The sequence below is a fragment of the Pedococcus dokdonensis genome, from assembly GCF_900104525.1.
In the GTDB taxonomy this organism is placed as follows: domain Bacteria; phylum Actinomycetota; class Actinomycetes; order Actinomycetales; family Dermatophilaceae; genus Pedococcus; species Pedococcus dokdonensis.
Genome location: NZ_LT629711.1, coordinates 3,194,231 through 3,215,251 on the forward strand (window position 1 = coordinate 3,194,231; position 21,021 = coordinate 3,215,251).

At 69.3% G+C, this 21,021-nt stretch carries 22 protein-coding genes and 1 tRNA gene; 17 read left to right on the forward strand and 6 right to left on the reverse strand.

What is annotated here, in order from left to right; translation table 11 throughout:
* The first annotated feature begins 93 nt into the window (after positions 1 to 93).
* Entirely contained in the window at positions 94 to 561 is a 468-nt protein-coding gene (locus BLQ34_RS18875; RefSeq protein WP_157693074.1) for a hypothetical protein, read from the forward strand.
* A 666-nt stretch (positions 562 to 1,227) separates the two neighbouring features.
* On the opposite strand, the gene BLQ34_RS15090 is transcribed toward BLQ34_RS18875, so the two are convergent.
* Positions 1,228 to 1,298 (reverse strand) — tRNA-Gly (locus BLQ34_RS15090).
* A gap of 116 nt (positions 1,299 to 1,414) precedes the next feature.
* On the opposite strand from BLQ34_RS15090, the gene dcd reads away from it, so the two are divergent.
* The 3 genes from dcd (at position 1,415) to wsfD (ending at position 4,403) form a co-directional block, all read left to right on the forward strand.
* Positions 1,415 to 1,990, forward strand: a complete 576-nt coding sequence (dcd, locus tag BLQ34_RS15095) for a dCTP deaminase (RefSeq protein WP_091787274.1) — start codon at positions 1,415 to 1,417, stop codon at positions 1,988 to 1,990.
* Positions 1,991 to 2,061: 71 nt separating this feature from the next.
* Positions 2,062 to 2,703: an alpha/beta hydrolase family protein gene (locus BLQ34_RS15100; RefSeq protein WP_197674716.1), complete on the forward strand. Its 642-nt coding sequence runs from the start codon at positions 2,062 to 2,064 to the stop codon at positions 2,701 to 2,703.
* Between the two features lie 203 nt (positions 2,704 to 2,906).
* Positions 2,907 to 4,403 (forward strand): glycan biosynthesis hexose transferase WsfD, encoded by a 1,497-nt coding sequence (wsfD, locus tag BLQ34_RS15105; protein ID WP_091787280.1) that lies wholly within the window; start codon positions 2,907 to 2,909, stop codon positions 4,401 to 4,403.
* 468 nt (positions 4,404 to 4,871) lie between these two features.
* On the opposite strand, the gene BLQ34_RS15110 is transcribed toward wsfD, so the two are convergent.
* From BLQ34_RS15110 to BLQ34_RS19525, 3 genes are all read right to left on the reverse strand, one after another.
* On the reverse strand, positions 4,872 to 5,519 hold the full coding sequence (locus BLQ34_RS15110) for an MIP/aquaporin family protein (RefSeq protein WP_091787283.1): 648 nt from the start codon (positions 5,517 to 5,519) through the stop codon (positions 4,872 to 4,874).
* A 189-nt stretch (positions 5,520 to 5,708) separates the two neighbouring features.
* Positions 5,709 to 5,870, reverse strand: coding sequence for a hypothetical protein (locus BLQ34_RS18880; protein ID WP_157693076.1), 162 nt, complete (start codon positions 5,868 to 5,870; stop codon positions 5,709 to 5,711).
* Positions 5,871 to 6,062: 192 nt separating this feature from the next.
* On the reverse strand, positions 6,063 to 6,659 hold the full coding sequence (locus BLQ34_RS19525; protein WP_091787286.1) for a LytR C-terminal domain-containing protein: 597 nt from the start codon (positions 6,657 to 6,659) through the stop codon (positions 6,063 to 6,065).
* 216 nt (positions 6,660 to 6,875) lie between these two features.
* Here BLQ34_RS19525 and BLQ34_RS15120 point away from each other — a divergent pair, with 216 nt between their 5' ends.
* Positions 6,876 to 8,054 (forward strand): PucR family transcriptional regulator, encoded by a 1,179-nt coding sequence (locus BLQ34_RS15120; protein WP_157693077.1) that lies wholly within the window; start codon positions 6,876 to 6,878, stop codon positions 8,052 to 8,054.
* A 351-nt stretch (positions 8,055 to 8,405) separates the two neighbouring features.
* Positions 8,406 to 9,962, forward strand: a complete 1,557-nt coding sequence (locus tag BLQ34_RS15125) for a sigma-70 family RNA polymerase sigma factor (protein ID WP_091787292.1) — start codon at positions 8,406 to 8,408, stop codon at positions 9,960 to 9,962.
* Here the strand turns inward: BLQ34_RS15125 and BLQ34_RS15130 are convergent.
* Positions 9,956 to 10,381 carry a WhiB family transcriptional regulator gene (locus BLQ34_RS15130; RefSeq protein ID WP_091787295.1) on the reverse strand — a complete coding sequence of 142 codons (426 nt, stop codon included), beginning with the start codon at positions 10,379 to 10,381 and terminating at the stop codon, positions 9,956 to 9,958. The two genes, BLQ34_RS15125 and BLQ34_RS15130, sit on opposite strands and share 7 nt — an antisense overlap.
* A gap of 300 nt (positions 10,382 to 10,681) precedes the next feature.
* Here BLQ34_RS15130 and BLQ34_RS15135 point away from each other — a divergent pair, with 300 nt between their 5' ends.
* The 10 genes from BLQ34_RS15135 (at position 10,682) to BLQ34_RS15175 (ending at position 17,734) form a co-directional block, all read left to right on the forward strand.
* Entirely contained in the window at positions 10,682 to 11,233 is a 552-nt protein-coding gene (locus tag BLQ34_RS15135) for an archaeosortase/exosortase family protein (RefSeq protein ID WP_091787298.1), read from the forward strand.
* Positions 11,230 to 12,756, forward strand: coding sequence for a glycosyltransferase family 2 protein (locus tag BLQ34_RS15140; protein ID WP_091787301.1), 1,527 nt, complete (start codon positions 11,230 to 11,232; stop codon positions 12,754 to 12,756). The genes BLQ34_RS15135 and BLQ34_RS15140 overlap by 4 nt, the downstream gene beginning before the upstream one ends.
* Positions 12,757 to 12,977: 221 nt before the next feature.
* Positions 12,978 to 14,117 (forward strand): non-hydrolyzing UDP-N-acetylglucosamine 2-epimerase, encoded by a 1,140-nt coding sequence (gene wecB / locus BLQ34_RS15145; protein WP_157693078.1) that lies wholly within the window; start codon positions 12,978 to 12,980, stop codon positions 14,115 to 14,117.
* A gap of 10 nt (positions 14,118 to 14,127) precedes the next feature.
* Positions 14,128 to 14,817: a class F sortase gene (locus BLQ34_RS15150; protein WP_157693079.1), complete on the forward strand. Its 690-nt coding sequence runs from the start codon at positions 14,128 to 14,130 to the stop codon at positions 14,815 to 14,817.
* 144 nt (positions 14,818 to 14,961) lie between these two features.
* Entirely contained in the window at positions 14,962 to 15,237 is a 276-nt protein-coding gene (locus BLQ34_RS15155; RefSeq protein ID WP_091787311.1) for a hypothetical protein, read from the forward strand.
* Positions 15,238 to 15,468: 231 nt separating this feature from the next.
* On the forward strand, positions 15,469 to 15,810 hold the full coding sequence (locus BLQ34_RS15160; protein ID WP_157693080.1) for a hypothetical protein: 342 nt from the start codon (positions 15,469 to 15,471) through the stop codon (positions 15,808 to 15,810).
* Positions 15,811 to 15,843: 33 nt separating this feature from the next.
* The gene (locus BLQ34_RS18885) at positions 15,844 to 16,038 is read left to right on the forward strand and encodes a hypothetical protein (protein ID WP_157693081.1); all 195 of its coding nucleotides are present in this window, start codon (positions 15,844 to 15,846) and stop codon (positions 16,036 to 16,038) included.
* A 150-nt stretch (positions 16,039 to 16,188) separates the two neighbouring features.
* Positions 16,189 to 16,455 (forward strand): hypothetical protein, encoded by a 267-nt coding sequence (locus BLQ34_RS15165; RefSeq protein ID WP_091787316.1) that lies wholly within the window; start codon positions 16,189 to 16,191, stop codon positions 16,453 to 16,455.
* Positions 16,452 to 17,441: a hypothetical protein gene (locus BLQ34_RS15170; protein WP_091787318.1), complete on the forward strand. Its 990-nt coding sequence runs from the start codon at positions 16,452 to 16,454 to the stop codon at positions 17,439 to 17,441. The genes BLQ34_RS15165 and BLQ34_RS15170 overlap by 4 nt, the downstream gene beginning before the upstream one ends.
* A complete protein-coding gene (locus BLQ34_RS15175) occupies positions 17,438 to 17,734 on the forward strand; it encodes a M15 family metallopeptidase (protein ID WP_091787321.1) in 297 nt (98 codons plus the stop codon). The genes BLQ34_RS15170 and BLQ34_RS15175 overlap by 4 nt, the downstream gene beginning before the upstream one ends.
* A gap of 34 nt (positions 17,735 to 17,768) precedes the next feature.
* On the opposite strand, the gene BLQ34_RS15180 is transcribed toward BLQ34_RS15175, so the two are convergent.
* Positions 17,769 to 18,224 carry a hypothetical protein gene (locus BLQ34_RS15180; RefSeq protein ID WP_091787324.1) on the reverse strand — a complete coding sequence of 152 codons (456 nt, stop codon included), beginning with the start codon at positions 18,222 to 18,224 and terminating at the stop codon, positions 17,769 to 17,771.
* A gap of 419 nt (positions 18,225 to 18,643) precedes the next feature.
* Between BLQ34_RS15180 and BLQ34_RS15185 the strand changes: the two genes are divergently transcribed.
* Entirely contained in the window at positions 18,644 to 20,926 is a 2,283-nt protein-coding gene (locus BLQ34_RS15185; protein WP_172829414.1) for an SdrD B-like domain-containing protein, read from the forward strand.
* Positions 20,927 to 21,021 lie beyond the last annotated feature (95 nt).

Genomic DNA, 21,021 nt, shown 5'->3' on the forward strand with positions numbered 1-21,021 from the left:
AGCGTTAGAGCATGGCCGACCCATCCGTCGTGCCGGCCGTGTACCTGCGAATGTGTCCCGCGCTCATTGAGTCCCCGGAGAGGAGCCGAGACGGTGGAGCCTGAGGAACTCCTATCCGCTTTGCCCAACATTCTCAATCAGGTCTTTTCAGAGGAAGTCTCTCCATTTCTCGAGGGCGCTCCGATGTGGTTGCTGAGTCGCGACGAGACGAGCGCACTCGTCGGAGTCGTGACGGACCCCCTCCAAGTCCGGGTCACCGCGGGTTGCGCCATCGGGGTGCCTGAGTCGCCTGGGCTTTATCGCACCTTGTCAGCGGCCAACAGTGGGCTAGTGGTCGGTCGGGTGTATGGAGTGGACAACAGTGCAGGAGGAGTCAATGTCGTGATGCAGGAAATCATCATGGGGGCTCCGTTGTCATTTGATCATTTTCCGGTGATGCAAGACATGGTGTCTCGTGTCAGCACGGTGATGAACGCCGCCGTGCGGCTGGGGACGGACTTGCGGAAGGAATTTGGGGGGCGGTGGTGTGCGCCCGACCTCGCCTACGCGCTGATCGACTGAGGGTGCCCTGGTGCCGCCCCAGGCCGGTCCCAATCGGTCGCGCAAGTTGTGGACGTACTTCATCTTCTCGCTTGAAAGGCCGCCCTGGTGCCTCTGTTCGCACAGACTGTCGATCTGAACTTCCCAGACCCTGGCACCGTGGCCTCAGGTGACGTCGCCTCGGCGCTCCCTGATCTTGGCCAGGCTCTGTGCGATTGGTACTTGTGGGCGATGGGTCGCGTGCCGGAGGTAGTCGAGTCTGAGATTCGGCGGGTGCGTCAACCTGACGGCGGATATGTCATCCCTGCTCAACTGAAGCTGAAGGGAGGTGGACCGCTTTACCTGATGTCGTGGATCGGTCAGACCCAATGGGTCGCCACCCAGGTCTGGGCCCAGAACAACGTCAGGCTGTCGCGAGCCCAAAGTCGCGACCTGGATGCGTATGTCTCGGGAGCTATATCTCGCTACGGAATCCCTCGGGCTGCCGCCTGCGTCAGCATGGCGTGGTCGTCCGCCGGACGCAGACCCCCCAGCTTGCCGACGCTCGCGCACCTGCTCTCAAAGTCCTACGCAGAACACAGTGGCACCATGCGGCGTGGATGGTCGGCGGACGTCATCAACAACTGGCGCAAGTAGGGGTGGAGAGGCATGAGGTTCAGTTCGGCTGCTCTCCACACTCCCCGTCCGAGCCGGTGACGGGAATCGAACCCGCGTGTCCAGCTTGGGAAGCTGGCGCTCTACCATTGAGCTACACCGGCGCACCCGCCCGGAGGCGGCGTGAACACCGCCCGGAGGGCGGTGCGGCAGGAAGTCTAACCGAACGCGCGCGGCGGACTGACGGCCCCCGGCATACCCCTCGCGTTAGTCTCTCCCCGTGCTGCTGAGCGACCGCGACATCAAGGCCGAGATCGACAACGGACGGGTCGTCCTCGACCCGTGGGACCCGGAGATGGTCCAGCCGTCGAGCGTCGACGTGCGCCTCGACCGCTACTTCCGGCTGTTCGACAACCACAAGTACCCGTTCATCGACCCGGCCGAGGACCAGCCCGACCTGACCCGCCTGGTCGAGGTCGACCAGGGCGAGCCGTTCATCCTGCACCCGGGCGAGTTCGTGCTCGGCTCGATCTTCGAGACGGTGACGCTGCCCGACGACGTCGCCGCCCGGGTCGAGGGCAAGTCGAGCCTGGGCCGGCTCGGGCTGCTCACCCACGCGACGGCAGGCTTTGTCGACCCCGGCTTCACCGGTCACGTCACCCTCGAGCTGAGCAACGTCGCCACCCTGCCGATCAAGCTGTGGCCGGGCATGAAGATCGGCCAGCTCTGCTTCTTCCGCCTCAGCTCGCCGGTCGAGAACCCTTACGGCTCCGCGAAGTACGGCTCGCACTACCAGGGGCAGCGCGGCCCGACGGCCAGCAGGTCGTTCAAGAACTTCCACACCACCGAGGTCTGACCGGCGGATCGGTGGGCCATCCGGGCGCGAGACGGCTACGAATGAAGGGCACCCACCCCGAAGGAGGCCTCGTGCCCGCACCCCGACTGCTCTGGCCCGCCGAGGTCGAGCATCCGCGTGCGGTCGCGCTGATCCTGCACGGGGGCAAGGCGCGCAGCCGCCGACCGGTCCGGCCGTGGCAGGGCGCGGTGCTGCGTATGGCGCCGTTCGCCAAGGCGATCGCCGACGCCGGCGACGGCCAGATCGCCGTCGCGTCGATCCGGTATGCCGTGCGCGGCTGGAACGGCGCGGAACAGAGCCCCGTCGCGGACACTCTCCTGGCGTTGGAGCAGATCGAGGCGAAGTACCCCGGTGTCCCCGTCGGCCTGCTCGGCCACTCGATGGGCGGGCGGGTCGCCTTGCGCCTTGCCGACGACGAGCGGGTGCGGGCGATCGTCGCCCTCGCCCCCTGGGTCGAGTCCGGCGACCGCCCCCGGTCCCACGACGGACTGCACGTGCTCTTCATGCACGGCAACCTCGACCGGATGACCTCCCCCCGGGCGTCGCGCTCGATGGCGACGGCGATGGCCGGGCTCGGTGCGGACGTCAGCTATGAGTCCGTCACGGGCGAGAGCCACGCCATGCTCCGCCAAGCGTCCCGGTGGCACCGCGAGTCGGCGGCCTTCCTCGCCTGCCACCTCGTGGACCAACCCTGCCGCACTCCCGCCTCCTGACCACCCGGCGCCCGGGGCGCGCGCCCGGGGCGCGCCGCCGGCCACGCGCCCGGCCACGGGCCCGAGCTCGGAATGATGCGCGGTCCCGCGTGATGTGCCGCCAACGGCACCGTCCCTGTGGGTAGGGGCAGCCGTCCCTGACCGGCCAGACCGAGGAGACGCTTCATCGTGCCGCAGAACTGCGTCGCCTGCCTCGAACGGTCATGACGTCGCAGCGAACCTCCGATGGCCAGTCGTCGGGGGAGCGGGTGTGGCCGGTCTGGCGGTCCTCGGTCGTCCTGGGTGTGCTCGCCACGGTCGCGATGGTCCTGCACATCTGCTGGCCCAGACCCGTGGGGCAGGCACCTCACCCGGATGGAGACCGGTACCTCTGCCAGCTGAACGCACACTCGATGGTGCCCAGGGACGCAGCGGCCCCCAGATATTGGGACTACGCGCTGTTCCAGTGGATCCCGGGGGCGGAAATGGACCGGGGCTGCATCCAGTACCCGTCCTCCCAGGTGTGGATCCTGCGGGTCTTCGTCAAGCTGACCGAGTGGACCACGGGGAGCTCCGGCGCCCTGGATCTGCGTTGGGGGGTGGTCAGCTTCGCCGTGTTCGTCGGCCTGGCCGTGGGCCTGTTCGCAGCCATGGTCCGGCGAGACATCTGGCGCAGGATCGGGCTTTCCGCGCTGCTGCTCCTGGTCGTCGGGGACTCCACCTTCGCCTCGTACTCCGCCGGTCCGATGGGGGAGTTCCCCGGAATCCTGGGCGTCGTCATGGTCTGCCTGGCATCCGTGCTGCTGGGTCGACGAGGGCTGCAGCAGTGGGTCGGCCTGGGAGCCTTCGCGATGGGCTCAGGTCTGGTGCTGACGTCGAAGGTGCAAGCGGTCACGCTGGTCGTGCCGCTGGCCCTGTTCCTGGGAGCCACCTCGATGAGACCGTGGCCCGACCGCTCGGTGCTGCGCACGGTGCAGGCGAGCCCATCGGGTGGTTGGCGCGTGAAGGTGGCTCCGGTGCTCCTTGCGCTGGGCCTGCTCGCGCCCACGGCGTGGATGCTGGACAGCAACCCAGAGCAGTTCAGGTCGGTCAACGCGTGGGAGCTCATCTCCGTCGGAATCCTCGGCCCCAGCCACGATCCGGCCGGAGATCTCGCCGAGATGGGGTTGCCGGGTGCGTTGGTCAGGTATGCGGGCAAGACGGCCTGTGACGACAACTGTGCGACCCTGAACGATCCCGTGTGGAGGGAGTCACGAGGCAGGTTCACGTACCGCGTTGCGGGGGAGTTCTTGCTCAGACACCCCGGTGTGGCCCTGGACATCGCGCAGGTGGCAGCGCAGGACTTCGCCACGGCACGGCCGGGCTATCTCGGCTCCTTTCCGCCGGGACCGGGTCATGCGCCGCAGGAAAACGACCTGTCGCTCCTTGCATCCGGGCTGCAGCTGTTCCGGCCCCACGCCCTCCCGGTGCTCCTGGTCTCATGGGGCGTGCTGACAGCGTGTGCCGTGCGGCTCGGGCGCAGCGGGCAGCCAGGCTCGTGGCGCCGCGCGTTCGCTGGATCGGCCGGGTTGATGCTGTCCTTCTCGGTCGTCCAGTTCCTCACCGCCACCTACGGGGAGGCGATCGAGAACACCAAGCACCTGGTGCTGGCGATCCTGGCCTTCGCGCTGACCCTGGTGATGGCCCTCGCAGCCCGGCTGAGCGCCCCGACCCGGACCTGACCGGCCGGTCGGGCGCGCAGGCGCCGCACTCAGTCATCGCGAGGGTTCGCTAGCAGACCTCGGGTTCGGCATCGAGGAACTCGGTGACCAGAGCGGCGGTCTCCTCGGCGGAGCTGATGATGAACAGGTGGCCGTCGTGCAGGACCTGGAGGCTGACCCGCGGTCCGTGCGCCGAGGACGTAGCTGTCGAAACTGAGCGAACCCATGTTCGCTCGGCTGCTGCAGGTTTACCTGGCCACCAGCGACGCGCTGGACGGGTATGCCGGGCGGTTCAGCGGCACCGTCCGCGAGGCCGTCACTCCCGGGAGACGCGGCAGGGGCTCGACCCAGGGCGGGCCCGCGTCGTCGTCCACGCCCTGCTGATGACCATCAACGACCTGGCCCGGACACCAGGTGTGGGTTCGAGACCGGACGCCGAGATGGTTCTCGGCGCGGTCGGGCGCCGGATCCTCGGCCTCTGAGGCCGGGTCAGGACGATGCTGCCCCTGCGTCGGCCGCGGGGTCGAGACGCGTGAAGGCGACCGAAGCCACCGCGCCGGCCGTCAGGCCCGCCGTGACGAACATCCACAGGTTCGACCACGAGGTCAGGCCCATGATCGAGAGTGCCAGAGCCACCGCCGGGTTGAAGGCGCCGCCGCTGATCGGCCCGACTGCGGTCGCCCCCGCGAGTACGACGCCACCGATGGCGATTCCGTAGAACCCGTTCTTCGGATGGGAGTCGCTGGTCGCGACGTTGAGAACCGTGTAGGCCAGAGCAAACGTGAACAGGAACTCAGCCAGCCAGGCGGCAGCCAGCGCATGGCCCGACAGTGTCGGCGGTGCGCTGGTGGCGGTGGGGATGAGGAAACAGACGACTGTCGACCCGAGCGCTGCCCCGAGAAGCTGCGAGGCCCAGTAGGGGAGGAGCTGCGAACCAGCCAGCCGTCCACGAAGGTGCACGGCAAGGGTCACGGCGGGGTTGAGGTGGGCTCCGGACACGTGACCGTTGGCGTAGATCATCGCCGCCAGAACCGTGCCGATCGCAAGGGGAGCGGCAATGGGGTTCAGACGGACGGCACCGCCGATGGTGAGGGTGAGGAACATGGTGCCCACCAGCTCCGCTGCGTACTTGCGCACTCGATGTGTCTCCTCACGCCCGTTGCTGTCGCTCTGTTTGGCCGTCCGGGCCCGGGGTGAGGGGCCCGAGCCCGGACGGTGTTTCCCCCGGAGGGTCCCCTTCGGTATAGACGCGGTCCGAGCGGTGGTGTTACACCCTCCGCCCAGTCATGCCACGATGCGGCCGCGCACCGCGGACTGAATCGGCGCTCAGCGCCGCTGTGCGGTGCGGCGCGCGACGGCCAGCACGATGAGTGCCGCGCCGAGCACGGCACCAGCGATGATCGCCAGCCACACGCCGTCCAGTCCCTGAGAGGCGATCCCGCCCATCGTCACTGCGCCGCCGGCATTGATCGCTGATACGCGGTACATAGAAAACTCTCCGTCTCGGTTCGGTATGGCCCTGTAGGACCCTCGGACAAGAAGACGGGGGACAGCGGGACCTATTACAGAACGGCCCCGACGCTGCGCTGCCTTCGCTGCCGTGGATCGCGGTCGTGGCGGCTACGCGTGGCGCGACGCGTCCCCGTGCGACGGCGCGGTCATCGGCGCCGAATTCCCTTGCTACGGCTGGTCCGCCGCAGGGTAGCCGCGAACCCCGGACTGCAGCGCTTCCGCACCCGCGCACGTCCTCGCCCGACCCGGCTTCTGGGGGTACGAGACCTGTTTCGCGGATGCCGGGCCGGAAGGTTCGAAGGCGGTTCCCAGGACGACATCGACACCGGTGCCCACGCGGTGGTCGGCGACCAGGCGGCTGCCGGCGATCTGAGCAGCAGCCAGCCGCGCGCCCGGCAAACCGTCAGGGCCGTACCTGATGTCAGCCGCGTGATCGGTCCACAGGCTCTCGGGAGCGTTGGCGACCCCGCAGGTGCGGAACCCTGCGTGGGCTAGCTGGCTTGCCCCTGCGGCAGCCAGGCCGGTGCGTCCGGACCCGTTCAGAACTCGGAGGTCGAAGGAGTCCCGCGCGACGGACACGGTCAGGACGACCTGACCTCGACTGGCCGGCGGTGGACGATGCCACAGTCCTAGGACGTAGGCGCTGGACAGGCTTGCTCCGCCAAGGGTAAGACCGGGAAGACACACGAACACCGCGACGCGGCGGAGCTGACGCCGCCGCCATACGTCGGGTGCCAGGGGCAGCGCATTCTTGCTCACAGCCACAGAGACGAGAGTTCCGTGGGGTTCTAACTCGGACCTGCGGCACTACGAGCACACGGCACCACGACGTGCAGCCTGGAGTCGGGCATACTCTGCCCGTCCAAGGGTCACTGACCCTCTCCCGCAGGGAACACTGTGGAGGCAACGACTTCGATGACGACACCGGCGACTCTGGACCAGTGGCTCCATGAATTCTCCGAGCGCGCGGTCGTGCCACCCATGTCCGACGAGTTCGTCCGCAGGGTCGACGCGCGGATCGCGAGCCAGGTACCCGAGGTCGGCGCCGACCACATGCTCATGGATGAGCTGCATGACAGTACCCGCGCCCAATGGCGGTCGTTCGCGACCAGCCTGGTCGGTGACCACACATTCACGCTGCCGCCCGCGGCATCCGCTCTCGCTCGCTCCTTGGCCCGTCGTGGCATGGACCTCAGCCTGCTCCTGAAGGTCTACCGCTCGGCGCAGCAGAGCGTGTTCCAGTTCTTCACCGAGGTCACTGACGCGTTCGACGAGAGCGCCCCGCCGCGCGACGAGGTGCTCAAGTTCATGTGGAGCCGCGCCGAGCAGTGGTTGAACGACTCGGTCGAGGCGCTGATCGAGACCTTCTACGCCGAGCGCCACCAGCTCATCGAAGGGGCGCTGCTGCGCCGCACCCAGCTTGTCGACGACCTGCTGCGTGGCTCCACCGCAAACCTCGACGCGGCCTCGGCGGAGCTCTCGCATGCGCTGACCCACTGGCAGACCGGTCTCGTCGTGTGGGCGGCAGGCACTGACCTGGCCGACGGCGCCGACTCTGCCGAGCGGCTCCTCGACTTCGCGAACCTGGCGGCCCGTGCGCTGCGCGCGCCGCGACCGCTGACCCTGATGACGGGGAGCCGCGAGCTGTGGTTCTGGGTGGCCTCCCCTTCGCAGCCAGAGCTGCAGTCCCTGGCGGAGCTGGTGGATGCGCTGGGTGAGGCCCGCCTACGTCTCGCGCATGGTGTCCCCGCGCGCGGACTGGCGGGATTTCGCAGCAGCCACGTGGAGGCGCGTGCGGCCCAGCGGGTCAGTATCGAGGCGGTTCGTCCGCCCGCGATCCTCGACTACCGCGACGTCGAGCTGGTCTGCCTCGCGGCGGGCAGCGCCGACCTGGTCAACCGGATGGTGGTCCGCGAGCTCGGCGCCCTGTGTGCCGCCGACAAGAACCTCGTGCAGGTCCGAGAGACCCTCCTGGCGCACTACCGCGGTGGCTTCAACGTCGAGCGGACCGCCGAGCAGCTCTTCGTCCACAAGAACACCGTCCGCTACCGCCTGGCCCGCGCCGAGGATCTGCTCGGCCACCCCATCGAGGTGCAGGCGGCGAAGGTCGAGCTGGCCCTGCGACACGTGGAGCTGTTCGGGCCGCCGCCCATGCACTGAGCCGACCCCCCGCTCCGGCGGGCTTGTTCCCCAGTCCCATGGCCCGACGGACTTTTGGAGTCCAGACCGAGCGCGGCTGCGCGCCGCGCTGAGATTTTGGGGACTGCGAGGTCGCCCCCGGGGTTCGCCGAACTCCTGGGCCGCGAGATCGCGGCGTCCGCATCGTCGCGGGGGTCTGTTATGTGGGGCGCTCGTCTACGTCCTCGTCTGTGTAGACCCGTAGACGTTTTTTTGGAGGATGGGGTATGTCGGGCGAGGACGTGTTCGCCGTGCAGTCGCGAGCTGGCGCGTGGCCGGCCTTGAACCGGCCAGGTCAGGTGCCAGGCGCCGGGTCGAAGTGGTGCAACCGACGTGAGCGCTGACCTGCTCCCGGACGACCCCCAGGCCACTCGCAGCGACGCCGAGCTGCTGGACGCGGTTCGTGATGGCGACCAGGGAGCCTTCGGCGTTCTGTGGCACCGTCATCGGGATGCGGCGATGGCCACTGCGCGAACTCTGTCGAGGCGTCCGCACGACGCTGAAGAGCTGGTCAGTGAAGCCTCCGTGCGGGTCCTGTCGGCCCTGCAGCGTGGGTCGGGCCCGCGGGTGGCCTTTCGGCCGTACCTCCTCACCACCATTCGGCGGGTCGCCATCGACGTCTCCCGTGGTGGCCACGCCAGGCGAGTCCACCTGGTCAACGACGACGTTGCCTTGGAGGAGGCGGCACAGGTCAGCAGTCGCGACGCCGGCAGTGGTGGCGCGGCAGAGGCCGTTCTTGCCGCAGACGAGCATGCATTCGCGCGGGCTGCCTGGGCCGGGCTGGACGAGGAGTCGCAGCTGCTCCTATGGCACAACCTGATCGACGAACAGGGACCCAGTGCGTTGGCGACGCACCTGGGGATCAGTGCCGGTGCCGCGGCGGTGCGGTTGATGCGCGCGAAGGAGCGGTTGCGGCAGTCTTACCTGCAGCTCCACGTCGCCAGTGCCCAGTCGGCGCAGTGTCACTGGGTCCGGCAGCGTCTACCGGGCCTGGTCAGGGCTTCGTTGTCGGAGTCGGCGACCGCCAGGGTGCGAGAGCACCTGTCAACCTGCCAGGACTGCGAGCGGGCCTACTCCGATCTGGTCGCGGACGCTCCACAGTTGCGTAAGTCGTTGAGCGCGGCCTTCCTCGGGGTGCCGCTGGTCTACCCCTCCGTGGCGTCGTGGTCGCCGCTCGCCACGACGGCCGCCGGCTCGACCGCACCGATGCAGAGTCCCAGTCTCAGCGCCAGCGCCAGCCCCGGTCCTGGCCTGTCCCGGACTGTGCTGGAGGCTTCGACCAGGTGGGTCGTCGGCTCCGCCGCCGCCGCATCGGTGGCCGTCACGGTTGGGCTGCTCGTCGCCGGCCACGAAGCCAACCCGAAACCGCGCTCGGCCGCAAGACCCGCGCAGCTCGTCACGGGCCCCGTGAACAACGCCGGGTCGCCGTCGTCCACGAGGACCTCCAGCGCGCCGGCCCTCGGCCGGGTCACGCCCAGCACGGTCCGTCCGACCACGGTTGCTTCCCTGGTGTCGCCGTCCCCGCAGGTGAGCCGGAGGCCGTCGGCCGGGCTCCCTACGGTGTCCGCGACGGTGTCGCCGACCGAGTCGCCGACGGTGTCGCCGACGGTGTCCGCGACGCTGTCGCCCACCGAGTCGCCCACGCTGTCGCCCACGCTGTCGCCCACGCTGTCGCCCACGCTGTCGCCCACGCTGTCGCCCACGCTGTCGCCCACGCTGTCGCCCACGCTGTCGCCCACGCTGTCGCCCACGCTGTCGCCCACGCTGTCGCCCACGCTGTCGCCCACGAGGCGGCCGACGGCGTGGCCGACGGTGTCGCCCACCGGGACTCCGGGCCATCGTCCGCCGACCAGCAGCGTCACGATCCCCGTGCCCACCACCCCTCAGTGATCCGGTCGGCCGGGTGAGTGGTCGTCTCGGAGCTCGAGGTCCGGCGCAGCTGTCGAGGCCGTCGCATCCAGATGCCTGAGCAGGCTGCGCACCGCGCGGCGCTGTTCCTCGGACTGCCCGCCCCAGATGCCATGCCGCTCGTCGGCCGCCACGGCGTACTGGAGGCAGTGGCCGATCACCGGGCAGTTGGCGCAGAGCCTGGCGGCGTAGGCGCGCCTCTGGATGGGCGAGACATTCTTCGGGTGCTCTGGCCACCAGTGTTCGGGGTGCGGGGACGACCGGCAGAGTCCGTGGTCCCCGATCAGCTGACGCCGCTGACGTAGCTCCAGTCCCGAAAGCGACGCTGTCAGGGTCACCGCCTGTTCACTGCCGGGGTCAGCCGAGTGGTTCGAGGTGGTCGGTGCGGCGAGGTTGGTCATGGGCGCTGGTCTCTCTCGCTGTGCGTGCGGGAATCGCTCGGCCGGGCACACCAGGCACCGAGCCGTTCGCTGGGATGACGATCGAGGACTGGCGGTATTACCGCGTTCCGACCGTGGATCCCGAGCGATGGGGGTCGCTGTGTCTGCCCATGTAATGCGCCTCTGGCAGATCCGTCTCTACCAAGACGAGGGGCTGTCCATCGGGCCGTCACGCACGTCCATTCCGGGTGGGACGACAGCACCACCCAGCGAGCCTCCGCCTTGCTGCAACCCATGACAACCATTCGAGAAAGTGACGCAATGACCCCGGACGTCTCCGTTGACCTGGCGCCCCCACGTCAGAAACCGAACCAGCTCGCGTCGCGGGCCATGGCAGTCGCTTTGCTGCTGGTCGGCGCGGCCCTGATGGTGGAGAACGCGGTAGTGCGTGGCTACGAGGCGGGTCTGCTCACCCTCGTGCTGAAGGCACTGGGCCAGCCGGCTGTACGCGCCGGATCAACGGTGTTCTTCTCGGACACCAGCGGCGCCGTCGGCCTCCAGCTGACGTTCGGCTGCTCCGTCGGACCGCTCATCGCCTTGTTTGCCCTCTGCGCCGCCGTGATCTGCTGGTACCGGGCGGCACCCGTGGTGACTGCCGTGCTGGCGATACTCGCGCTGTCGGCGGCCTTCGTCGTGTGCAACCAGATCCGACTGCTGGCGATCATCTTCGCGATCAAGAGGTGGGGGATCGACCCGGGGTACGAGGTCTCCCACGTCTTCGTCGGGTCCTTGATCACCACGGTCGGCTTCGTCACCGGGGTCTACGTCTTCGCCCGCATTCTCTCGCGGGCGCGCGCCCAGGCGCCGGCATGATCGGACTGGATGTCGTCAACGGCCTCGCCGTTGTCCTCTGCGTCGTCTTCATCTCGTACGTGTTCGCCATCCTGCTGCCCTTCATGCGGCGGACCGTGGCGAGCACGGGTGACCCGGACAGGTACGAGTGGCATTTCATCATTCCCTGCCTCGACGAGGAGGCGGTCATCGAGAGCTCGGTCGCACAGCTGCGCCGGGATCATCCGGCCGCGCATCTGTGGTGCATCGACGACGACTCCGCTGACTCCACCGGGACGATCCTTGCGCGCCTGCAGGCCGGGGACCCGCAGATCCACCTGGTGAGCCGTCGCGCACCCGACGCCAGGCAGGGCAAGGGAGAGGCGCTCAACGCGGCGTGGCGCCGCCTGACGGCCTTCCGGCTGGAGGCCGCGAGTCCTCGGCCGGAGACCGACGTGATCGTGGGTGTCCTGGACGCCGACGGCCGACTGGACCCGGACGCGTTGCGCGTCATCAGTGGCGAGTCCGGCTTCGCGGATCCACAGGTCGGTGCCGTGCAGCTCCAGGTGCGCATGATCAACCGAGGGATCGACCGCCCTGACGGCGACCATCCGGCGGCCTCAGGACGGTTGGGCCGCACGCTCGTCCTGTTGCAGGACCTCGAGTTCCGCACCGTCATCGCTGCGATGCAGCACTTCAGACACCGGATGTCGAGCGCTGGAATGGGCGGTAACGGTCAGTTCAGCCGGCTCAGCGCCCTCAACGCCGTGGCCGAAGGACATGACTCGCCGTGGCACGGATCCCTTTTGGAGGACTTCGAGTTCGGTCTGCACGTGCTCCTGGTCGGCCTGCGAAACAGCTACTGCCATGACGCCTGGGTGGCGCAGGAGGCGCTGCCTTCGGCCCGCAAGCTGATCAGACAGCGGGCCCGGTGGGCCCAGGGCGGTATGCAGTGTGCCAAGTACTTCCGGCGGGTGCTCACGAGTCCGTGGCTGTCCACCGCCGCCGCCATCGAGATCGCCTACTTCCTGCTCATTCCCTGGACCCAGATCCTGGGCAGTCTCGTCTACGCGGCGGCCTCCGTCGTCATGATCTACTTCGCACTCACCACGGTCGGCGGCCCGATCGCCTGGCTGACCCACGGAGCCTGGGGGATCATCCCGCTCGCGGTCCTGTTCGGGTTCCTTCCCCTGGCGATCTGGGCGCTTGCCTACAAGCTGCGCTGCGAGCCGGACACCTCGTGGCGTCGGACCCTCGCTCTGGCGGTCGGCTACTGGCTCTACACCTACCTCATGCTCCTCTCGGTCTGGAGCGGTCTGTTCAGACTCGTCCGGGGCAGAACGGGTGGGCGAAGACCCAGCGGGTGGCCGCCCAGTCCGATCCGGCCCGAGCGGCGTCACCGGGTGAAGCACCGACACCGGTCCACAGTTCCGCGAGTCCGCCCCGCGACCGCCCGTCCGTGGCTCCTGGGCCACCGCGGCACCGGGGGCCCTCACGCAGCTCTGCAGCCGCCGTCCGACTGCGCAGGCTGCTCCGACCGCGACCGGGCGAGCCACGCCCCCTGACGAGCACCCCGCCGACCAGTGCCCTGCGCTGAGCAACCGCCGTGGCGGCCCCGCCGTCCACCCCGACCCGCCGTCCACCCCGACCCGCCGTCCACCCCGACCCGCCGTCCACCTCGACCCGCCATCCTCACCGAGCCGAAAGCACCACCGCACCCATGCACCATGATCTGTCGCCCTCACCGAAACCCACCGCAGACAACGCGCCCCTCGTCCATGTCATCGTGGGCACCCGACCCGAAGCAGTGAAGGTCGCCCCGATGATGACGGCGATGCGACGGGCCGGTCTGAACCCGTTGCTGATCGACACCGGCCAACAACCGGGCAGAGTGGCCGAGGCGATCGCGCCCTTCGGCCTGACGCCAGACATCGGCCTCGACATCGAGCGCCGTGCGGGCTCGCTGCGCGAGCTGATCAACCTCGTCAGCGACGCTGTCGACCGCCTGCTCGACACGCAGCTGCCTGCAGCCGTGCTCGTGCAGGGCGACACCACCACAGCCATGGCGGTGGCTCTCACCGCACATCTGCGCCAGGTGCCGGTGGTGCATCTCGAAGCCGGACTGCGCACCGGTGACCCTCGAAATCCCTTTCCCGAGGAGACCAACCGCCGCCTGATCGCAGACCTCGCCGACCTCCACCTTGCCCCGACACCTCGCGCTGCGCGGGCGCTCGCGCTGGAGGGTCGCGACGGACACAGGGTGGTCGTCACAGGAAACACCGTGGTCGACGCGCTGGCCACGCTCCTGCCTGCCGCTCGCGCCCGGACCGCAAGCGCGCAGGACGGGCGCCTGATGCGCCACCTGGTGGTGACCGTCCATCGACGCGAGGCCTGGGGCGAGGGGGTGCGGACCGTGGCGGGCAGCGTTCGTGAGCTCCTGGCGCGATACCCCGACCTCCGGGCGTCAGTGGTCACGCACCCCAACCCCGTGGTCGCTGCCGACGTGGAGTCGGTCCTTGCGGGCACCGATCGCTGTGACCTGCTGCCTCCTCAGCCCTACGACGACATGTTGACCCTGCTGTGCAGTGCCGACGTCGTGCTCACGGACTCGGGAGGCCTCCAGGAGGAGGCGCCGTCGATCGGGGTTCCCGCAGTCGTGACGCGATGGACGACGGAGCGTCCCGAGGGAGTCGAGGCGGGCTGGGCCGACCTCGTCGGCCTCGATCGAGCCGCAATTCTCGAGGCCGTGTCTCGCAGACTCGATGATCCGACCCGCCCCGATACCGGCAATCCCTATGGCGACGGTGCGGCTGCCGACCGGTCGGCAGCCGCGGTCAGGTGGCTGCTCGGTGGAGGCGCCCGGCCCGAGGACTGGGCTGGCCCCGCGATGACTTCTCACGCCGATGATCTCGCGTCGACGCGCTAACGCCCTCCGCGTGATCCTGGCCGCAGTGCTCATCGCAGCGGCCGGCATCAGCGCGGTGCTCCTGATCCGGGGCCAGACCCCCCCGACGTTATGGGTGGCTCCCCTGCCGGGCCAGGATCCGTCCGAGGCTGCTCCCAAGGTGGTCCTGGGCGCAGACGACGTCCCGGCCCAGGCCGCTCTGCCCATGCTCGATCCGCTGACGATCCACATACCCGTTCTCGAGGTCAGCGGTCACATCGGTCTGGCCACCGTTGACGGCGACGGCGTACTGGACCCCCCGCACGTCTCCACCACCGTGGGGCTCTGGCCAGGATCGGCCTCGTTGGCCTCCGACACGGGTGAGGTCACCATCGCCGGCCACGTCAACTGGGCTGGAATGAGCCCGTTCACCTTCGGCAAACTGGCCTACCTCAAGCGTGGAAACACGATCTACACCAGCGATGCGTCCGGAAGGGTCACCCGCTGGAGGGTCGCCAGCGTGAGCGCCCGGGGCAAGTCCGAACCCGTCGACCACGGTGCCTTCCGGGGTGCTGTCGGGCCCCGAAGGCTCGCGCTCATCACGTGTGGCGGATCGTTCGACGCCGAGCGGAGGTCATATGTCGACAACGTCTACGTGTATGCCGACCCCGTGACGACTCCGCGGCAGGCAGCGAGGAAGGGTGTCACCGCACCGAAGAGTGCGACCGGAGCCCGCGGATGATGCGAAGTGACGGCCTGCGGGTGTGATATTCCGACCTCGACTTCGTCTCCGTCAGTGACGGGCCGACGGCGTGCACCCCTACCGCCGGGGCCAGTCCAGGCGAAACGTCTGCGGCTCTAAGTGGTCATCTGATTTGGAGAAATCATGGAATATGACGAACTCATGAGTGCCTTGAGTGACGACAGGATCAGCGACTTCCTGGTCGCGATGGAGCTCTCGGAGCTGGATCTGCCACACATCGTGCTGACTCGCGGTGACGACTTCGGAGTCGTCACGTACTCGGGCCCCTACCTGCATGCTGTGGACGCCTTGACCGCGGCCGAAGCCCAGCATCGGATCCAGGTCAACAGCGGTGGCGGTGATCTCACGTTTCATGTGGCGGCTCTCTATCCCGACGATGACCTCACCGACACGGACTGACTTCGAGCGCAGACCGAGCCAGCAGCAGCCTTGTGCCCTGCTGGACGATCGCGCCAGTCTCCCCCTGCCACCTCCCAGTCCGGCACAGCACGGAGCAACCACCCACCCATGCACGTTTCAGACCCGTTCTTCTTCAGGGTGCACCGCCTCAGCCCGACTCGACCTGCCAGCACCAGCAGCCAGGCCATGCCTGCATGCAGCTACACCGCCACTGGCTGGCCACCCCGCGACATGATCGTCGAGACCCAACCACGTCAGGGGACCACGTCCATGGACCAGGCCGTGACGCGCACCCTCGCAGCTGTGGACGCGCTGCTCTCCTGCGCTGAGGGAACGCCGCCCGGCCCGGATCGTCTTCAGCTGGCCAACCTCCTGCTGCGTGTCCAGGGCGATCTGGTTACCCACGGCGCCAAGACCTTCCAGGTGCCCGGCGAGATTCCCGCCCCCCTGTCGAGTGCGGTGGGATCGGCCCTGTTGGCGCTGGAGGACCTGGCCCCACTGCCCGGTCGCAACGACCTGCAGGAGCGGGTGGCCGAGCTGCGATCGGCGGTCCAGGGCGCCCGGCTGCACTAGCAGCGACACCACGGCACTCTGCGACCCGAGCCCATGACACCTGTCTACCCAGCCACCTCCGCAGCCCTGGTGGCGCTTCTCCTGGCCGTCGTCTCGCTCATCCTGGGCTCCAGCACGGCGGTGCTGCTGCTGTTGCGTCGCCCGGGAGGCACGGCCGCGTCCATGGTGCTGGTGCTGTCGATGGTCTGCGCGGGGGTCTTCGCGTCGTGGGCGGACCAACCGTGGTGAACGGGTGTGACGCGACGGCCGACCAGCCCGGCGGCCGCCGGTGGAGTAATGGTCGAGGACGTCGTCCGTCCTTCTCGGTGTGACAGCCCCGCGAGGATCGGACCTCGTGGCCGGACGTCGTCACCCCCGCCAGGAAAGGCCAGGACTGCTATGAGTGCCACCATCGTGACCCGCCTCCGTCAGAGCCAGCGACTGGCAGCCGCGCTCGACGCAGTCGTCGAGGCCGAGGCTCGAGCGGAGGCTGCCGAGGTGCGACTGGAGCGGGTGCGGGCCATTCTCGTCGCCGCCCTCGTGGAGCACCGCAGCACCATCACGCACGCGGAACCGGCCTTCGGCCGGATGCTGCCGTGCAGCGCCAACGCGCGGGTCGCCGCCGCCTTGAGTGCCGCCACGGCCGACGACCGCCAAGGCCGGTGAGAGGAGTCCGGGTTCGGGTCGCGCTGCGGCTGACCACCGTGGCGGTGCTGGTCGTCGGGGTGGTCGGGTTCGCGGTGGTCGGGGCCGCGGGTGCGGCACCGGCGCCGAAAGACAGCGGAAAGTACGGTGGTGGCCGGCAGTCGACCTTCGACGAGCAGGGTCTGCCCGCGGACGAGCTGGAACGACAGCTCGCGGCGGGACGACGGCTCCAGACCAGCATCGCTGCCACGAACCGTCAGCTCGCAATGGCGACCGCTCGACTGAAGGTCGTCTCCGATCATGCCAACGAGGTGCTGCAGGCCTACGCCACCGCGGTCGAGCAGGCACAGCTGGCCCATGCGGAGAAACAGCACCAGCTGGCCATCGAGCGAGCGCTGAGCGCCCAGCTCGCCCGTGACCGCCGGACCCTTGCGGACGTGGCCTACCGGATCTACGCCGACGGCGAGGGTGCCTTGGGCGACCTGGGGAGAATGATCGACCTGTTGGGTGCCTCGCCGCAGGAGGCGTCCGGCACCGCCGCTCAGCTGGCATACCTCGGCGACCGCCGGGGCGACGCGGTGCGGCAGCTGCAGGCCACGGTGCAGGCGCAAGCGGCTGCGGCGCGAGCGGCTGATGCCGCCAGCGACAAGGCCGAGACTTCGGCTCAGCGGGCCGCGGCAGCCAAGCGGGAGGTGGAGGCGGCGGTCGCCGACCAACGACGCGAGCTCGACGTCCTCCGCGACCGCTATGCCACGCAGGTGGCCGAGTCCGGCCCCATCGCCGGCTTGCTCCTCGGGAGCAGCGACCGCAAGGCCGCTGCCCTGTCGCGTGAGCTGATGGCGGCCGGGGCCGATGCGGGTGCGCTCGGCAGTGGCGCGCGGGTGCCCTGCAGCGCGAATGTCGGCGCCTACCCCAACGGGCAGTTCCCCGAGAGCGCACTCTGCCCCTCTACGGCGCGAAGAACCAACGCCTGCGCCCTGCTGCAGCCGCGGCGTTCAACGCGATGAGCCGCGCCTACCTGCGCGACACCGGCTCGCCGCTGTGCGTCACGGACTCGTACCGGTCCTACGACGAGCAGGTCAGGATCAAGGCAACCCGTGGGCGATGGGCGGCAACGCCGGGCACCAGCAACCACGGCCGCGGTCTCGCGGTCGACCTGTGCGGCGGGGTCGCGAGCTTCGGCTCGCCAGCCCACCTGTGGCTGCGCCAGAACGCCCCCCTCTACGGCTGGTTCCACCCCGCCTGGGCGGAGCCGTCCGGGGCGCTGCCGGAACCATGGCACTGGGAGTATGCCGCCTGAGGACACGATCGCCTGCTCGCACCTCGGCGACGGCTCAGGCCCGCTGGTGACGGTGGCGGGTGTGGATCACGTCGGCGATGCGGCTCAGCCAGCCGCTGATCCGGTGCGTCGGGTCGGGCGCCGGGCCAGCCGTGGGCACTGCGCCGTCGACCGGCCGAGCCGCGTCGGCGCGACCGCCTGCGACACAGTCGCCGACCCCGCCGGGCGGTAGGCGGGGAGTCTCGAAAGGAGGGTAGATGGCGGCCACGTGGAAGGTGACCTCCCCGACTCCGCCGGCCGCACGCTCCACCCGGTTCTGGATCTCGGCGGCCATCAACGCCTCGAGCGCCGAAGGATACGGTCCGGAGAAGGAGTCGACATCGGCGCCGGGCGCTCGGCAGATCACCACGTGCGGCAGGTCGATCTCGGAGGCCTCGAGGTCGTAGAGCAGCCTCGTGAAGTTCCAGGGGTCCCGTGCCTGCGGTTCGCCGAGAGCGTCGTGATCGGGCATCGGCGCACCTCCGGGAGCAGGTCTGGCGAGGGCAGTTCGACGTGCTGGCGATCGCGGCACGTGCGCGTCCACCGACAAGCAAGATCGCAGCGCGGCGCACGGCAGCGCTCGTGCACGCCGACAAATCTGCGGTTGCCGATCGTGCTGCGGGACAACCCGAGATTCCCGTCCGCACCTCGAGCGCCGCCACCCCCGGAGCAATCTGGGCCGCGCCGTGTAATGCGGCCCGCCCAGGCCCGTCTCTAGGAAGCAAGGGCGGCCGCCGACCGCGCCCCGCGCACCAATCTCCGTTTCCGGTCGGCACCAGGATCCAAACCCGACGATCCACCGTCGCCCGCTGGCGCGGGCGACGTGATCAGGAAAGTGAAGCAATGACACACGTAGCCCCACCCCACCCGACAAGAACTGGGAGATCGTCCATGTCTTCTCGACCCGCGACACGGCGTCGCCTCCCGGCGGCGCCGGTGCGGATCCTCAGCGGCATCGCGCTCGCGGCCGTGACCGCAGTGATGTTGACGTCCGCGCCGGCGGGGGCGGCGACGCCTGGAGCGATCTCGGGCACCGTGTTCGAGGATGTCGCGGGCACGGCGAGTGCGAGCACCGCCAACGGAATCGCCGGCGTGAGCGTCTCGCTGTGGTCCGACAGCGACGGCGATGGTGTGCTGGGCGCCGGTGACACGCTGGTCACCACCACCACGACCGCAGCGAACGGGTCCTACACCTTCACGGGCACAACCACGGGCGCGCAGTACTTCGTGACGTCCGCTGCGCCGACCCGCAATGCGGCCGGCACCACGGGGATGGTGGGGGAGCAGACCTACGCCTCGAGCAACGCGACCGCGCTCGGCGCGCCGGGCGCGGTGCGCGCCTCCTGCGTGCGCGGCACCCCCACCCCGGTGGCCACGACGCTGGCTGCGAGTGGCCCGTGTTACGGAGGTCGGGCGCCGGCGTCCGCTGACGTCCCGACGTCGGCGACCGGCGCGCGCACCGTCACCGCGGTGACCCAGAGCTCGGCTGGCGTGGACAACGTCAACTTCGGGTTCAGCTTCAACGTCGTCACCAACACCAACGACACCGGGCAGGGCTCGGTGCGGCAGATGATGGCGAACTCGGAGGTCTACCCGGGCGGCAACACGATGCGGTTCGTCCCGGCGGTCGCGCCGACGGACAGCAGTGGCGCGGGGTCGTGGTGGACGGTTCACCTGGTCGACTCGACCTCCAACGGCAGCACGCAGGTGACGCTGCCGATCGTGACCCAGGACCTTGTTCTGGACGGCACCGCACACAGCAACGTCGACGGCAGCACCGTCGTCGACACCGCACCCGGCACCGTGGTCGACCCGAACACCTCCGTCGGCACCGGCAGCGACACGGTGGGCTCGATCCCGCGCCCCGAGCTGGTCCTCTCGCTGGAGAACGCCCGGTTGGTGAACACCGCGGTCGGGGGCTGGGTCACGATCAGCTGCCGTAGCGCGTCCGCCGACCTGACCCTCAACGGGATCTCGTTCGTCAAGGGCGCCAACGGCGACCCCAACCTCGGCTCCTACAGCCAGGTCGAGTCCAGCTGCCGGCTCACCGCGACGAACAACGTCTTCGGCGCCACCCCCGACGGCGCGCCATCCACCGACACCGTCAACACCAACCTGCTGGTCAACAGCGGAACCTACAGCCATGGGGCTTACGCGATCGACCACAACTACTTCACCCGCGGCTCGTACGGCCTGGTCGTGCGGCCCGGCTCCCCGACGGTCGCGGGCACCTACCAGGCAGACCACAACTACGCCACCGGCCTGACCCAGGCCGCCTACTCCATCGAAGGTGACCACTGGACGCTGAGTGAGAACTACGCCACCGACTCCAGGTTCGGCATCCTCGTCGGCACCACCGCCGCGCAGGTCGGGGCGAACCTGGTGACCAACAACACCGTGACGGACAGCACCAACGGCGCCAGCGTCAGCAGCGGCAACATCCGGATCAGGAGCAGCGCCAACACGGTGTCCGAGAACGTCTCCACCGGTGCCACCGGGACCACGCCGGCCTCCGGCTTCGGGGTCGGGGTGGACGCCTCGGCGACCGGCAACGAGATCACCAGGAACGAGTTCGGCGGCAACGCCGCCAACGCGATCGACCTCGACCGCGACGGCGTCTCGCTCAACAGCCCGGACACGGCTGGCTCGTGCACCGCCGCGGCCACCAGCGGCGCGAACAACAACATCGCTCGCGCCCTGATCGTCGCCGTCACGATCGACGGGTCCGGGACGCTGGACATCGGCGGTGTGCTGTGCGACGACGCCTCCACCTACCGGGTCGAGGTCTACGGGGTCGGTGGTCCCTCGACCGGCGACATCGGCACCGACGGCCTGCGAGCCGGCGAAGGCACCAGCTACCTGGGCGCTATCTCCGGGGTGACCGGCGGCACCTTCACCGGCACCTTCAGCGGCACCGGCCTGGCTCCGGGTGACCTGGTCAGTGTGATCGTGATCCGCACCGCCACGGGCGGCGTCGGCGCGGTCGGCGACACCTCCGAGTTCAGCCCGACGCTCGTGCCGCTCGAAGTTCCCGCGTTCCCGATCGCCGGTCACCTCGGCCACGGGCCGATGGGCTGGCTGACCGCGGCGATGCTGCTCGCGCTGGTGCTGACGCTTAGCCACGCACGGGCCCGGCGCGCGTCTGCTCCGGTGGGACCGGCGGCCGCGCGGTAGGGCTGGGTCGCTCTGGACAGAGCGCGGCTGACCTCGGACGTGCGGTCCGGGTCAGCCGCGCTCGTCGTGTCCGGCAGGTCCTGACGCGGCGGCGC